7 protein-coding genes are annotated in these 14,907 nt (G+C 57.6%); 5 read left to right on the forward strand and 2 right to left on the reverse strand.

Annotation, left to right across the window (positions count from 1 at the left end):
- The first annotated feature begins 7 nt into the window (after positions 1-7).
- The 5 genes from AC2D8U_RS12740 to AC2D8U_RS12760 all read left to right on the forward strand — a co-directional run bounded on the left by AC2D8U_RS12740 (position 8) and on the right by AC2D8U_RS12760 (position 11,387).
- Positions 8-1,147, forward strand: a complete 1,140-nt coding sequence (locus AC2D8U_RS12740; protein WP_484619445.1) for an acyl-CoA dehydrogenase family protein — start codon at positions 8-10, stop codon at positions 1,145-1,147.
- Positions 1,144-1,575, forward strand: a complete 432-nt coding sequence (locus tag AC2D8U_RS12745; protein WP_484619446.1) for a MaoC family dehydratase — start codon at positions 1,144-1,146, stop codon at positions 1,573-1,575. Before AC2D8U_RS12740 ends, AC2D8U_RS12745 begins: the two co-directional genes overlap by 4 nt.
- Positions 1,572-2,765 (forward strand): lipid-transfer protein, encoded by a 1,194-nt coding sequence (locus AC2D8U_RS12750; protein ID WP_484619447.1) that lies wholly within the window; start codon positions 1,572-1,574, stop codon positions 2,763-2,765. The genes AC2D8U_RS12745 and AC2D8U_RS12750 overlap by 4 nt, the downstream gene beginning before the upstream one ends.
- 632 nt (positions 2,766-3,397) lie before the next feature.
- Complete coding sequence (locus AC2D8U_RS12755) at positions 3,398-7,411, forward strand: putative Ig domain-containing protein (RefSeq protein WP_484619448.1); 4,014 nt, start codon at positions 3,398-3,400, stop codon at positions 7,409-7,411.
- 175 nt (positions 7,412-7,586) lie between these two features.
- The gene (locus AC2D8U_RS12760) at positions 7,587-11,387 is read left to right on the forward strand and encodes an Ig-like domain-containing protein (RefSeq protein WP_484619449.1); all 3,801 of its coding nucleotides are present in this window, start codon (positions 7,587-7,589) and stop codon (positions 11,385-11,387) included.
- Positions 11,388-12,566: 1,179 nt separating this feature from the next.
- Here AC2D8U_RS12760 and AC2D8U_RS12765 read toward each other — a convergent pair.
- On the reverse strand, positions 12,567-13,700 hold the full coding sequence (locus tag AC2D8U_RS12765; protein ID WP_484619450.1) for an acyl-CoA dehydrogenase family protein: 1,134 nt from the start codon (positions 13,698-13,700) through the stop codon (positions 12,567-12,569).
- 9 nt (positions 13,701-13,709) lie between these two features.
- Entirely contained in the window at positions 13,710-14,900 is a 1,191-nt protein-coding gene (locus AC2D8U_RS12770; protein ID WP_484619451.1) for an acyl-CoA dehydrogenase family protein, read from the reverse strand.
- Between the last annotated feature and the right edge of the window lie 7 nt (positions 14,901-14,907).

Here is a 14,907-nt window from a genome sequence, read left to right on the forward strand (position 1 = left end):
GAGAGAGATGGATTTTAACTTTACCGAAGACCAGGTCGCGATCCGCGATTTGACCCGTCAGATCTTGCGGGATCAGGCCTCCGATGAGCAGGTACACGCCCAGGCTCAAAGCGGCGCCCCCTATGATCAGGCCCTGTGGCAACAGTTTGCCGAGTCCGGCCTGCTGGGCATTGCCGTGCCGGAAGCCTTTGGTGGCTCCCAGCTGGGCTTTACCGAGCTGTGTTTGATCCTGGAAGAGCAGGGCCGCTTTGTGGCGCCTCTGCCGTTGTACAACGCCCTGGTGTTGGGGGGACTGCCTCTGGCCGAATTTGGCAGCGATCAGCAGAAGGATACTCTGTTGACCGGCCTGGCCACGGGAGAACACCTGTTGACCGGCGCGTACGCCGAGTTGGGCATGAGCGAGGCGGCTATTGCCCCCATCACCGCCACGGCTGACGGCGATGGTTACCGGCTCAGTGGCGTGCGCCAGGCGGTGCCTTTTGCCGCTGAATCTGCCGCCATCATCGTTCCGGCCCAGAGCGAGCAAGGGACGGTGTTGCTGCTGGTCAAGCCGGAGCAGGTGACGCTGGAGGCGGGCCTCTCCACCAATGGTCAACCTTGTGCCACCCTGGTGGCCGACGATGTGGCCATCGCCCCGGAGCAGGTGCTGGTAGGGCCATCCGAAGGCGCGGCGGCACTTAAATGGATAGAGCTGCGGGCTCAGGTGGCCCTGGTGGCTATCCAGATCGGGGTGATGGAGGAGGCGCTCAAACGCACCGCCGAGTACACCTCAGAGCGTAAACAGTTTGGCAATGCCATCGCCGGTTTCCAGAGTACAACCATCCGAGCTGCCGATGCCTTTATCGATGTGGAAGCGACCCGTTCGGCCTATTGGAAGGCACTCTGGCTGGTGGATGGTGACAGCGCAAGCGCCGATACCGAAGCCAGTGTGCGCAGTGCCAAATGGTGGGCTGCAACCGGTGGTCATCGAGTGGCGCATACCGCCCAGCATCTGCACGGCGGGATCGGCTCGGACATCGATTACCCCCTGCACCGCTTCTACCTGTGGACCAAGCAGAACACCCTGAGCCTGGGTGGGGGCACTCAGCAACTGGCCAAGTTGGGGCAGTACCTGGCGCAGGCGGAAACCCTGGAGGCGATCGTATGAGTCAGGCTATGAACGCAGTGACCTATTCAAACGTACAGGTGGGCGACAAGCTGCCGTCCCTGGTCATAGAGGTGACCACTCGGCTGATCGTCGCGACGGCGATCGCCTCTCGGGACTATCAGAATGTACACCATGATCGGGACGCGGCTCAGTCTCTGGGCAGTGAGGATATCTTTATGAATATCCTCACCACCAACGGCCTGGTCGGGCGCCTGATCACCGACTGGAGCGGTCCGTCCGGTCTGCTAAACAGCGTCAACATCAAGCTTGGGGTACCCAACTATGTCGGTGACACCATGACGCTGAGTGGCAAGGTGGCGGCCAAGCATGAGAACAATGTGGTGGAAGTGGCCGTGGTGGGCAAAAACAGCATGGGCAATCACGTAAATGGCACCGTGCTGGTGAGCCTGCCGGAGGGAGACGCATGAGCAGCATCAATGCAAACAAACGTGGACTCAGTGGCGCCGCGGCCATCGTCGGCATCGGGGCCACTGAATTTTCGAAGAAGTCCGGCCGCAGCGAGATGCAGCTGGCGGTGGAGTGTGTGACCGCGGCTTTGGCCGATGCCGGGATTGATCCCAGCGAAGTGGATGGGATCTGTACTTTTACCATGGACAACAACCCGGAGATCGAAGTACACCGGGAGATCGGCGGCAAGGAGCTGAAGTTCTTCAGCCGCATCCATTACGGCGGTGGCGCCGCCTGTGCCACGGTGCAGCAGGCGGCGATGGCAGTGGCTACAGGGGTGGCGGAAGTGGTGGTCGTTTACCGTGCCATGAACGAGCGCTCCGAGTATCGGTTCGGTACCGGCATGCAGGATACGGCGGCGGATCCCACCTTCGAGACGGCCCACTATGGCTGGTACATTCCCCATGGCCTGGTGACGCCGGCGTCTTGGGTGGCCATGGTGGCTCAGCGCTACATGCATGAAACTGGGGCGACGGATGAAGATTTCGGTCGCGTGGCGGTGGCGGCGCGCAAGATGGCGGCCAACAACCCCAATGCCTGGTTCTATCAGCAGCCCATCACCCTGGAGGAGCACCAAGCTTCGCGCTGGATCTGTGAGCCTCTGCGTCTGCTCGATTGCTGCCAGGAGAGTGATGGCGGCGTGGCACTGGTGATCACCTCTGCCGAACGGGCCAAGACGCTGAACAAGACCCCGGCCCTGATCAAGGCGGCGGCCCAGGGGGCCTGTGATGATCCCCAGATGATGACCCATTTCTACCGCAAGGATATGTCCCGTTTAACCGAAGTGGGGCTGGTGGCCAAACAGCTCTACAGCCAGGCGGGGATCGGGCCGGCGGACATTCAGACGGCGGTGATCTACGATCATTTCACCCCCTTTGTATTGCAGCAGCTTGAGGAGTTCGGCTTCTGTGATCAGGGCAAAGCCAAGGATTTCGTCCGCGCCGGTGAGATTGAGATGGGTGGTCGCCTGCCCATCAACACCCATGGCGGACAACTGGGTGAAGCGTACATCCATGGTATGAACGGCATCGCCGAAGGGGTGCGTCAGATCCGTGGGGAGGCAATCAACCAGGTGGATAACGTGGAGAACGTCCTGGTGTCGGCCGGGACAGGCGTGCCCACTTCGGGGTTGATCCTCGGCAAGCAGTAAAGCTTGCGGCTCCTCTGCCATCTTTCAGGGCCCCTCGTGGGCCCTTTTGATTCGCGGTCTTTTCTCCTTCTTAGCCTCTCATCTCCTTTTGCAGTCTTACCCGGTGTCATTCCCATTTCGATGGCCAAAGCCTTGCCTGTCATGGTGATATCTGGCGCTTAAGAACATCTCTCCAAAAGCGATTTGTCGCCATCACACCTTAGGGCCATTGGTTTCACGGGGAGTCGTTAAGGCGCTCTTTTGTTAAGCGAGGGGACGGCCATGCGACAGGGAATGGCAGAAAGCACTGCTCCTATCCAGGTTTGATGAATGTTGCAATTGCTGTGTCAATCGCCCACTTACAAAGTTGACATGAATTTACTTCGAGAAAAGGGGGCCTTTGAAAGGGCGCTGTGATGGGATGTTATTCGCGTTCGAGCGTTGTTCCAGGATGAAAAGTTACTTTACATTGTTGTTTTTTACTTGATTTTCGTGCTTGCTGTTACCCCTTTGTAATCAAGGTTAAAGAGTGTTCTTGCGCGTTTGCTGGTTGTTGTAAATTTGACCCTGCTAGGTGTCTTTTTGCTCAGCGCGGTGCCGTGACGTAGGCAGAAAGAAGGAATTTCGGCTCAAACGCATAGGACGACAGAATAATGAGAAAAACTAAACTGGCGATGGCGCTGGCCCTAGCCGGGCTGACGACATCTGGTTTTGCCCTGGCCCAGCCTAATATCGTGCTGATCAGCATGGATGGGGTGAATCCAGCGTATTTGGCTGCTTTTGGCAATCCACTGAGCACGCCGCCCCATGTTAAGGCGGACGAGCTGGCCACTCAGAGCGTGGTATTCAAGCAGGCCCACACCCCAGCCACCACCTTTGCCACCGCCACCGGCGCCATCATGACCGGTCTCTATCCGCACCAGAGCGGCATCGTTGGAGCCACGCCACTGTGGGATAAGCCGAGTACAGAGCTGCTGGATGAATTGAAAACAAAAGGCTATAAAACGGCAGTCCTGGGGGATCGCACCCATGTCACTCCTTCTGTGCCCTATGCGTGGGATTACTACTCCCCAGCTCCTGTAACGGAGCGCGAGCCAACGGACTACGGCACCTGGGTTAACGATGCTCTGGTAGCAACAGGTTCCGACCCCTTCTTTATGATGGTCAATATCACCGATCCTCAGCTGGAGTTCTGGACCAGCGGTGATGGCACAACACCGGATGCGGATTACATTGGTTCTGTCCCGACGCCACCGGCTCCCCTGACTAATGCCGATGCGACCAAGGCTGAGCTGGAGCGATACCTCATGAGTGCCAACCGGGGTGATTTGGCACTTAAGGAGGTGCTCGATACGTTGCAGGCGCAGGTTACAATGGATGGAACGGTGCTGGATAACACCGTAGTGATCTTCTACTCCACCCAGGGCTGGGCCCTGCCCTATGGCGGCAACAACGTCTGGGAGCAGAGCACCCATGTGCCGCTGATCATCAAGGGCACCGCTACCCCCGATGCGGACGTGGAAGGCACCGTGTTTACCTCTGCCGAGGTGGCGGAGCCTATCTCTCTGCTGGATCTCTACCCCACCATCCTGGAGGTGGCTGGGCTGGACGCGAGCCAGATGGAGTTCGCCGGTCAGTCCCTGTTACCCCTGCTGCAGGGCACTCCTGGAGCCCAGGGGCACGACACCCTCTTCGCCAGTTACCACGAAGATGCTGACTTGGTGCCACGACCGATGCGCTCGGTGCAAAACGAAACCCATAGACTGATTTTCAACCCCTGGGTAACGGTGCACGATGCCGCGCCCTATCCTGCTGAGGAGTTCGTTGTGCCCACTGCGGCGATGGTGTCGCCGGCGATGGGCACGGACGCCTTTGCCGAGCTGGGTGAACCTGCCAAGACGCATTACACCACTCGGGTGCTGGAAGAGCTCTATCCGTTAGATGGGATCGCCGGCGTGGATGCCAACCTGGTGGGCAGCGATGCAGTGAAGGATGAGGAGCAGGCGCTGCGCCAGGCGCTGGTGGCTCAAATGGTGGAGACCCATGATCCGGCCTTGCGCGCCTATCTGGAACGGGACAACGAAGCGGCCCTGCTTAACTGGAATCGTCGGGCCATCTGGGATGCGGATCGCAGGGGAAACAAAAACACTAATTCCAGAAAGGTATTTGAAAACAAGACATTTGAGGGTGGTAGCTACAACGGTTGGATGGGCCAGGCCCTGACGGTTTCCGCCAAGCAGGGGCTGCTCACTAAGCTCAATGCCGGTGGCGCCGACGTGACTCTGGATGATTATACCCAGGCCCGCCATGGTGATGTGGCATTGGATCTGGCGACCGGCGCTTTTACCTATACGCCCTACCCGGGTCAGTATTTTTCCGGTTACGACGCTTTCACTGTCACCCTAACGGAGGATGGCAACTCAAGGAAAATTGATGTCGATCTGACCGTGGTGGATCCCGTTGGCGCAGATCAGCGTACGACCATCTTCCGTGATGGCTTCGAGTGTCATGGCAATATCGATGGCACCATGGACGATTCGGGCTTCAAGGGTGATAAGCCACTGGGAATGTTCAGCTGCCGTGTGGATGACCTCGCCAACGCTTCCGCAGAGAAAGAAAACACTGACTTGAATGATGGTAGAAGGGCACCGGAAAATGGTTGGACAGCGGTTAAACGAAGCAATGATATTTTCATCGCTAAGTGGAACGCCATGTTCCCGACCGGCAAGTTCTCCAACTGGATCCGTAGCCGGGGCTATATCGAACGTGACTTTTCAACCAAAGGGCGGCGCAATATCCAGTTGCAGGCACACTTGGGCCGGGAAGTGCATCCTAGCTATCTTGATCTCAGTGACGTAGATACCGGTGCCGATACAGAATATGGCTATGTGGTTTCCTACTCGCTGGATAGGGTTGAGTGGAAGGAGTTGACGAGCAATCTTGGACTGAGCGCATATGGCGAAGACCACGTTTTTGTTGTGAATAAGAATAGCAAAGATGCGCACATGCAGGTTTGGCATACGATCTTGCCCGATGAGGTCGAGGATAAAGACAGCGTGTGGGTGCGTTTTGAACACTTTTCTAATAAAACCAGTAATATCCACGCCTTCAGCCAGGATAATGTATCTATTACCGCTTTGCCTATCGGCAACCAGCCGCCGGTGTGGGATGAGCTGATTAATATGCCGGGTGCCACCTATGGCGAAGCGTATAGCGTAGAGCTCAGTGACTTTGTCACTGATCCGGATCAGGCTTCAACATCCCTGACCTTCTATACGGTTGGCGCTTTGCCTGATTGGGTGACGGGCGTTTCTCCGTCCGGCGAGTTGACGGGTAACCCCACCATCAATGATGAGGGCTCTTACGAGCTGACTGTGATTGCACGGGATGATGGCGGCTATGAGAGCCTGCCAAAGACCCTGACGGTCAATGTCATTAAGCCCAACCTGGCGCCGGAGTTTGACTTGGATAGCCTCAGCTATGAGCTGGAGATCCCCGGGGTGCTCAATGGCCAGTTGGTGGCCACCGATGGGGATCATGACCAAGCAGACCTGACCTTTGAGGTCACGAATGCGCCCAGTTGGTTGCAGTGGGATCCCAGCGGCGCCTTGACCATCAATGCCGATGTGAATGTGCCAGATGCGGTTTACAGCTTCGATGTTTCCGTCAACGATACCGTCGAAACCATCCATGGCAAGCTGACCATCAACCTGACTCGTCCGGTCAACCGTGCGCCGGTTTGGGATGAGGCCAACCAGTACACCTATTACCTGGTGTACGGCGAGTCTCTGGATGCCACCCTTAGTGCCGATGATGAGGATCTGATCTTCCCCGATGAGGCCCTGACCTTCACGGCAGATGGCGCACCGGAGTGGCTCACCGTTACCACGACGGGCAACCTGTCGTTTTCTGGTGTGCCGACGGCAGCCGATGTTGGCACCTTCCAGTTTGCCGTAAGCGTTGCCGATAACTTCGATGCCGTTACCACCCAGGCGGTCACCATAGTGGTGAAAGCCTTCAATGAAGCGCCGGTGTTTAACCCGGAGAGCCTGCGTCATGAGGCTCAAGCCCTGCTGCCGATAAATGGCAAACTGGAAGCCACGGATCCCGATGGTGACCCACTCACTTACTCCCTGATTGAAGGGGCAGACTGGCTCAGCGTCGATGCCAGCGGTCGCCTGTCTGGCACGCCGCCGCTGAGCGAGGGGGACATGGAGGAGCGATTCACCGTCTCGGTAACCGATGGTTCCTTCCCCATTGAGCAGACCCTGGTGATCACGGTGAAGCGTCTCGATAACCAGGCTCCGAGCTTTACCCAGGCCCAGTTTAGCCAAGAAGGGCAGGCAGGTCAGAGCCTGAGCGGAGTGGTGGTCGCCGAGGATCCTAATGACTGGGATAGCCTGATCTACACCCTGGTAAATGGCCCGGCCTGGTTGACCTTCAACGACGATGGCAGCTACTTCGGCACGCCCACCGAGGCGCAAGAGGGTAGCTATGTCGTTCAGGTCACGGATCTGTACGGCGAGGTGGCCGAAGCCCGGTTGGATCTGGTCATTGCCGCCGCTGCGACCAGCGATACCGAGGAAAGCAAAGAGAGCTCGGGTAGCCTGGGTCTGGCCGGACTCGGCCTGCTGGGTCTGCTGGGATGGCGTCGTCGCCGCCAATAAATCGCCAACGTGGCGCAGCCAATAGGCTGCGCCAGCCCTTGAGGCAATAACCACGATCACAGGAACCGTTTTTGTTTGTTGTCAGTAAAGCATTCCCTTGGGTAACAAGGATGGCGTCCGGGCGCGGACGGGACTGGCGAGAAGGAAGAACACTTCCAATAAAAGGACGTAAAGAATGAAAAAGACTCAATTGGCGATGGCGTTGACCCTGGCGGGATTGACGGTATCGGGAGCCGCCCTGGCCCAGCCTAATATCGTGCTGATCAGCATGGATGGGTTGAATCCGGAGCATCTGGCCGCCTTTGGCGGGAACTACCCTGGTCTGGAAACCCCGGCGATCAATGCGCTCGCTGTGAACGGCATGACATTTACCAATGCCCACTCGGTTTCGTCCAAATTTGTTACCTCGACCAATGCCCTGATGACCGGGGTTTACCCCCATCAAAGCGGGGTAATTGATGATACCCAGGTTTGGAACTCTCCGGTGAAAGCACTGCCAGAGTTGCTCGACGTTCTGGGATACACGACTGCCGTGATTGGCGATTCGACCTATGTAACACCGTCTGTTCCCTATAGCTGGGACTATGATCAGTGGGCAGATGAAGTGACCCCTGTAGTATCCCGTGATCCTGTGGACTATGCGGGCTGGGCCAAGGCGGCGTTGAGCCAAGCCAATACGGATGGCCAGCCACTGTTTTTGACCGTCAACATTGCTGATCCGGCGCGGGAGTTTTGGGCCCTGGCGGCAAAAGATCCGCTCACTCCAGATGAGACGGAAACGCCCAGTCCATCCATCCCTTACCCTGATTCCGGTATAGTGCCGCCTTCGTTGGCGGATGATGCCCTGGGTAAAACATCCGCCGAGATTAAATATTACCTCTCCTCGGTGAATCGGGCGGATGACACCCTGGCGGAAATTCGGCAGCAACTCGAAGTGTTGGGTGAAGATGGTTTAGGTGCCGGGGTACTGGACTCTGCCAATACCCTCTATGTGCTCTATTCCCCCCAGGGCTGGGCTTTTCCTTTTGCCGAGGCCAACCTGTGGAATGCCGGTACCCGTACGCCACTGATCATCAGTGGTGCCATCGAGGGTAAGATGGTAACCATAGACAGCAACAGCGACATGGTCTCCACCTTGGATATCCTACCAACTCTGCTGGAAGCGAGCGGTGGGACCGTGCCTTCTGAGGCGATGGGCCAGTCTCTCTATGCGCTGCTGGATAGCGGCATGGATGATGCGGCCAAGCCACGGGAAACGGTGTATAAAACTTTCTGGGGAACCAATGTTGCTAACCCGAGGGCGATGCGGGCCATTCAGACTGAGGGCTATAACTACATCTTTACCCCCTTTGGCACCCCCTCCTATAACGGGACGATGCAGGCAGCATCCAAAACCTCCGCCTCCTTTAATGTGCTGGAGCAAGCCAGGAAAGACTTTTATAACCAGCGGGTTTCCGAAGAGCTCTATGCGGGCACGGATTATCACTCGGTCAATAATCTGATTGGTGATGCGGCTCATGCCGAGAGCCTGGTTGAACTGCGTGCACAGATGAAGGCTGAGATGGTGGCGGCTCAAGATCCGGCCCTGTCAGCTTTCCTGTTTCGAGATAACTCTGCCTACCTGGCTCTTTGGCAGCATCGGGCAATCCTGTTTGGCCAGTCTCGTGATGCTGGGGAGTACAAGCGCGATACCCAGACCTCGGCACTGAAGGCCAATCGAGACTTTTATGCGGTGACCGATGATCAGCCTGCCAGCTTTACGGCTGGGCTGGGGCTTTTGGCCAACGATCAAGTTTCTGCGGGCGACAGCCTCACGGTGAGCGACTATCAGCAGCCGGAGCGAGGTGCGCTCACGGTTGAACCTGATGGTGGGTTCACCTATACCCCGGAGCCTGGATTTGCCGGACTTGTCTCTTTCTCTTATACCTCCACGGAACAAACCTCTGGCAGCTCAGAGGATGCCGACGTCGAGTTGATGATCATGGGCAAGGGGGAGTTTGTCTCCCTGTACTCCGATGATTTTGATGATAATCCAGGTACAGGTACAGTCGACCTTGCAGGGAATTGGGAAGGGGATGTAGCGCCTAAAGTTGGTGCAAACCCGAATGGGGCCTTGTATAGCGACTCGGGGGCTCGGCTTGCCAAAGGCGGGGTAATGTACCAAACCTTTGATGCCTCAAAGCTGAAGAATCTCCAGATCCATTATGTGCGGAAAACTGCTGGCTTGGACGTGGCTCAAAACTGGTATCTCGCGGCCGAGTGGTCGATAGACGGGACGACCTTTACGGAGCTGGAGCGCACCGATGATACAAACTGGACACAGGTGAGATTTAGTCTGCCTGAGCAAGCGGACTTTGCGCCTGAGTTGACGATCCGTTTCTCTCATGCGATGAAAGAGGACAAATGGAATAACTTTGGTTATTTGAAAAATCTGGCTTTGACCGGCTTTGCCCCCAACACGGCGCCGGTTTGGTCGCAGGATCTTATCTCATTGCCTTCTGTTGTCTCAGGAAGTTCTTTAAACAGCGACATTGCGCCGTTTGCCAGTGACGTAAACCCAAATGATACCCTGAGCTTTACCTCTACGGATCTGCCCAGCTGGAGCAGCCTGAGTGAGCAGGGCCTCTTGACCGGTGATCCAACTGACGAGGATATCGGCGATCATAGCTTTACCGTTCGGGTTTCCGATCCGTTTGGTGACTCTGCTGAAGCGCAGGTAACGATCACCGTTGAGGCATATAATGATCCGCCAGCTTTTGTGGCGGAGAGCCTCAAGCATACGGTGGAGATCGATTCCGCGATCCTCGGTAAACTGGAAGCCACTGATCTGGAGAACAGTCCCCTTACCTTTAAGTTGGAGACAGCTTCAACCTGGCTAACCGTCGCTGATGACGGCACGCTGAATGGGGCCCCCACTCCTACGGACGAAGGGGTGACGGACTTTTTGGTCAGCGTATCCGATGGGACCAATGAGCCGGTTGAAGCCACTTTGGTGATCACCTTCACTCGGCCGGGAAACCGTCCACCGGTTCTGGATGACACGAATACCTATACCTATGTCCGTGTGGTTGGCCAGCTGCTGGAAGGCACTCTGACAGCCACCGATCCGGACATCGACTTCCCGGAAGAAACCCTCACCTTTACCGCACCCAATGCCCCGGCTTGGTTTGTCCTGAACACTAACGGGACCTTCTCCGGCACACCGGCAGCGTCCGATATCGGCACGGTGCAGTTTGACGTGGTCGTCACCGATAACTTCGGTGCCAGTGACGCCCACCCGGTGACACTTCAGGTCAAGGCGTTTAATAATGCGCCGGTATTTGATGGCAGTTCGCTGAGCTATGAAACCGATGCCCGCCTGCCGTTCCGCGGTCAGTTGGTGGCGACGGATCCCGATGGCGATGCACTGACTTTCCGTTTCCGCGACGAACCCGCCGAGGATGAGGAGCCGAGCTGGCTGAGTCTGTCTGCGGATGGTGCCCTGCGCGGTACGCCGCCCAAGCTGGCGAACACCTATACCGAGACGTTCGCCGTGGTGGTCTCCGATGGCGTGGTGGAGATCGAGCAGGAGCTGACCATCAAGGTCAATGTCCTCGAGAATCAGAAGCCCAGCTTCAGCCAGGGGCGCTATACCGTGACTGGCACGACCGGCGTGACACTCAGCGGCGCTGTGGTGGCCGATGATCCGCAGGATTGGGATGTGCTCAGCTACACCATCAACGATGCGCCGGAGTGGCTGACCTTTGATGAGGAGATGGGCACCTTCTATGGTACGCCAACCGGGCCATTGAGCCGGAGCTACCTGGTGACCGTGACCGATCTCTACGGGGCAACGGATCAGACGTTGCTGGTGTTTGAGATCGTCGAGCCGACCACCGAGTCTGTCGAGAAGAAGGATGACTCGGGTAGCCTGGGCATCTGGGTGCTGGCCCTGCTGGGCGGCCTGGGGCTGCGTCGGCGTAAGGCTATAGGCTAAAGGCTCACTCCGTCGTTATCATCGCCCCGGCTTTGGCCGGGGCTTTTTTGTTTGTGTACCACTCAAAGCGGGCAGCTTGCCTGGGCTCTACTCAATACATGCTGGTTTGGCGACGACGGTTTTTGAGTATAACTCCAAGGAAAACCGCGGCTTAGGTTAAGGACTGGTAAATCCATCCGTGATACTTTTGATAAAAAGATACATTTTTTTGAAATGGGATGAACTTTTTGCCACGAGGCGCGTCTATTACTACGGACTCATCATCCTCCCTGCAAATTGGAGCCGCCGCTTGATTCGAGAGCTGGCCGTATCCAACAAGAAAAGCCTACAGCCTGTCACTGTGGGCTTTTTTTGTGCCGGTTTTCCGGCCGAAGAAAAACATTAAGAAAATTTCTACTTTTCATGAACTTTCACAGTTTGCCCCGGTCTGATTCTATGACTTCATTATCTTCCTGTGCACTATCCTTCATTGTGTTCGGGGTGGAGCCCAAAGCACCACCCATTGTCGTCGTCGAACATTCACGCCCAAGACTGGTTTCTTGGGCGTTTTTTTTGGCTGTGTACCCGACAAGGGTTGCACTGAACTCCCTTTTGCGATTCATAGACTTAGCCACTCGCCTTGTCGCGTTGGCGTGGTGCCGTGCAGGACGCACCCATGCCGTGGCGGCAGGGAGGCCAAGGAGCCGCCCAACCCAAGGGGGCCCGTCCCTACTGCGCGCCCCGCTCTGACTCCCCTTTGCCTCACCAATTCTGAATGGGGGACGAGGTGGGATACGGATCCCCGTCTTTTCCCCTTTCGCGCCTTCGAACGGCGTAGCGATTGCGTGCAGGAATCGTCCTCGAAGTCGGCGAAGATATTGGATGGGACATAGAGGTTTCGCTTTCTTTTCAAAAGCATTTAGCCGCAACAGCTCGTTAGGACATAGCTTTTTTGAGATACAGCAAAGGTCCATACTTTTCGCCGTGTGATCGGGATCGTCCTTTTGGGCTTTAGTGGGAAAGATATTTCTTTTCGGGGCTGGTGTCATTCCTGTGGGCTGTGTCACAATGGCCTTGCATCATCATCCCTGCAAGTTAGTGTCGCGGTACGGATTCATCCCCTTTGCCCGGCACGACAAGAAAACGCCCGTCTCATCAACGGGCGTTTTTTTGTGTCCGCAAAGAGCCCTTGGCTGCGGCTCAGTAGCCGCTTAGCTGAGCATAGCGATCATAGTGGAACTGGCTGTTGCCCAGCAGTGCCTGGACCACCCGGGCACGCTTGAGGAAGAAGCCCACCTCCAGTTCGTCGGTCACCCCGATCCCGCCATGCAGCTGGACCGCCTCGTTGGTCACGAGTTCGGCAAGCTCACCGATCTTGGCCTTGGCGGCACTGATCCGTCTGGCCCGATCGGGGCGATCCTGCTCGACCGCCGCCAGGGCATCCATCAGTACCGTCTTGGCCTGCTGCACTTCGATAAACATCTGTGCCGCTCGGTGTTGCAGGGCCTGGAAGGAGCCGATGTGGACGCCAAACTGCTTGCGCTCCTTGAGATAGTCCACGGTACGCTCAAACATCGCCTGAACGCCGCCAAACAGCTCGGCACTCAGGGCGATGCGGCCGTTGTCCAGGGCCAGCTCCAGGGCGTCACGCAGGCTGCCGTCATCCGGGCCCAGGCCGCTGAGCTTGTCCTGCTCACCGATGGCCACGTTCTCAAAACGCACCTGGGCATAGTTACGACTGTCCACCAACTGGCGCCGCTCAATGACGATCCCCGGGGTTGATGGATCCACCAGGTAGAGGCCCAGCTCTCCCGCTTCCTGAGCCACCACCAGAAGCTGATCGGCACCGATGGCGTCGATCACCATCTCCTTGTTGCCGTTGAGCAGGTAGCCGTCGACCGTACGGTCGGCTCGGGTCTGGATCCGAGCCGGGTTATGGTGCACCCCTTCATCCAGGGCCAGGGCAAAACGCACTTCGCCGCTGGCGATCTTGGGCAGCCACTGCTGTTTCTGCTGTTCGTTGCCCGCCGCCAGGATGGCACTGCCGCACAGCACGACTGAGCTGAGCAGCGGTGAGCACACCAGGGTGCGGCCAAACTCCTCCATGCCGGCGCACAGGCCCTTGAGCCCGAAGTCAAAGCCGCCGTAGGTTTCCGGCAGCAACATGCCGCCCCAGCCCAGCTCCAGCATCTGTTGCCAGGTGCCATCATCGAAGGCCTGCTCACTGCCGGCGTCCCTCAAGGCACGCAGCGCCTCGACCGGGGCCTGCGCCTGGGCAAAATCACGGGCGGTGTCTTTGAGGGCCCGTTGCTCCTCATTGAATGCTAAAGACATGCGCGCTCCTTATTGGTCCGGCAGGCCAAGCACCCGCTTGGCGATGATATTGAGCTGGATCTCCGATGTACCACCGGCAATGGAGTGGGTTTTCACCCCCAGCCAGTCCCGGGTCAGCTTCAGATCCGCTTCGCTAAACCCTTCGCCCCCCCAGCCCAGTGCCTGGCTCCCCGCGATCTTCAAGGCCAGTTCGTACTTACGCTTTTCGCCTTCGGTACCGGCGTACTTGAGGATCATCCCCAGGCTGGGATCACCCATGCCCTGGGCGTACTCATCGCCCATGCGGGGCATCGCCAGATCCAATGCGCGCTTGTCGATCTCGCTGCGGGCGATCTCCTGACGCAGGATGGGATCCGCCACCTGGCCATTGATCTCGCCCAGATGGGTCTTGGCCAGGTTGGCCAGGTTGAGGGGATCGGCGGCGATGGTCGCTTCCAGATCGGCCATCATGTTGCGCTCAAACTCCAGTACCCGTTTGGCGACGGTCCAGCCCTTGTTCTCTTCGCCCAGGCGGTTAGCCTTGGGCACGCGGACATTGTCGAAGAAGGTCTGGCAGAAGTGGGTTTCACCTGTGATCAGCTCAATGGGCTTGGCTTCCACGCCCGCGGAGGTCATGTCAAACAGCAGGAAGGTGATCCCCTCCTGTTTCTTGGCGTCCTTGTCGGTGCGGGTCAGGCAGTAGATCCAATCGGAGTGATCGGCGTAGGAGGTCCAGATCTTGGTGCCGTTGACGATGTAGTCATCGCCATCAGGCTCGGCCTTACACTGCAGGCCGGCCAGATCTGAGCCCGCACCCGGCTCCGAGTAGCCCTGACACCAGCGGATCTCACCGCGGGCGATCTTCGGCAGATGCTCACGCTTTTGCTCCTCGGTGCCAAACTCCAGGATCGCCGGACCCGCCATCCAGATCCCCAAATTGACCTGAGGGGGACGACAGCCGAGGCGGGCCATCTCCTGTTTGAAGATCTTGGTTTGCTTGGCATCGAAACCGGCGCCCCCGTATTCCGTGGGCCAGTCCGGCACGCAATAGCCTTTTTCGACACAGCGCTCGAACCAGATCTTGGACTCTTCACTGGGAAATTGAATATTGCGGCCGCCCCAGACCTGTTCTTCCGGCGTCGCCGGCGTGCGCATGGCGGGGGGGCAGTTTTGTTCCAGCCAGGTTCGGATCTCCTGACGGAAGGCGTTGAGATCGGACATCTGTCCT

The organism is Ferrimonas sp. YIN67 (assembly GCF_057219095.1).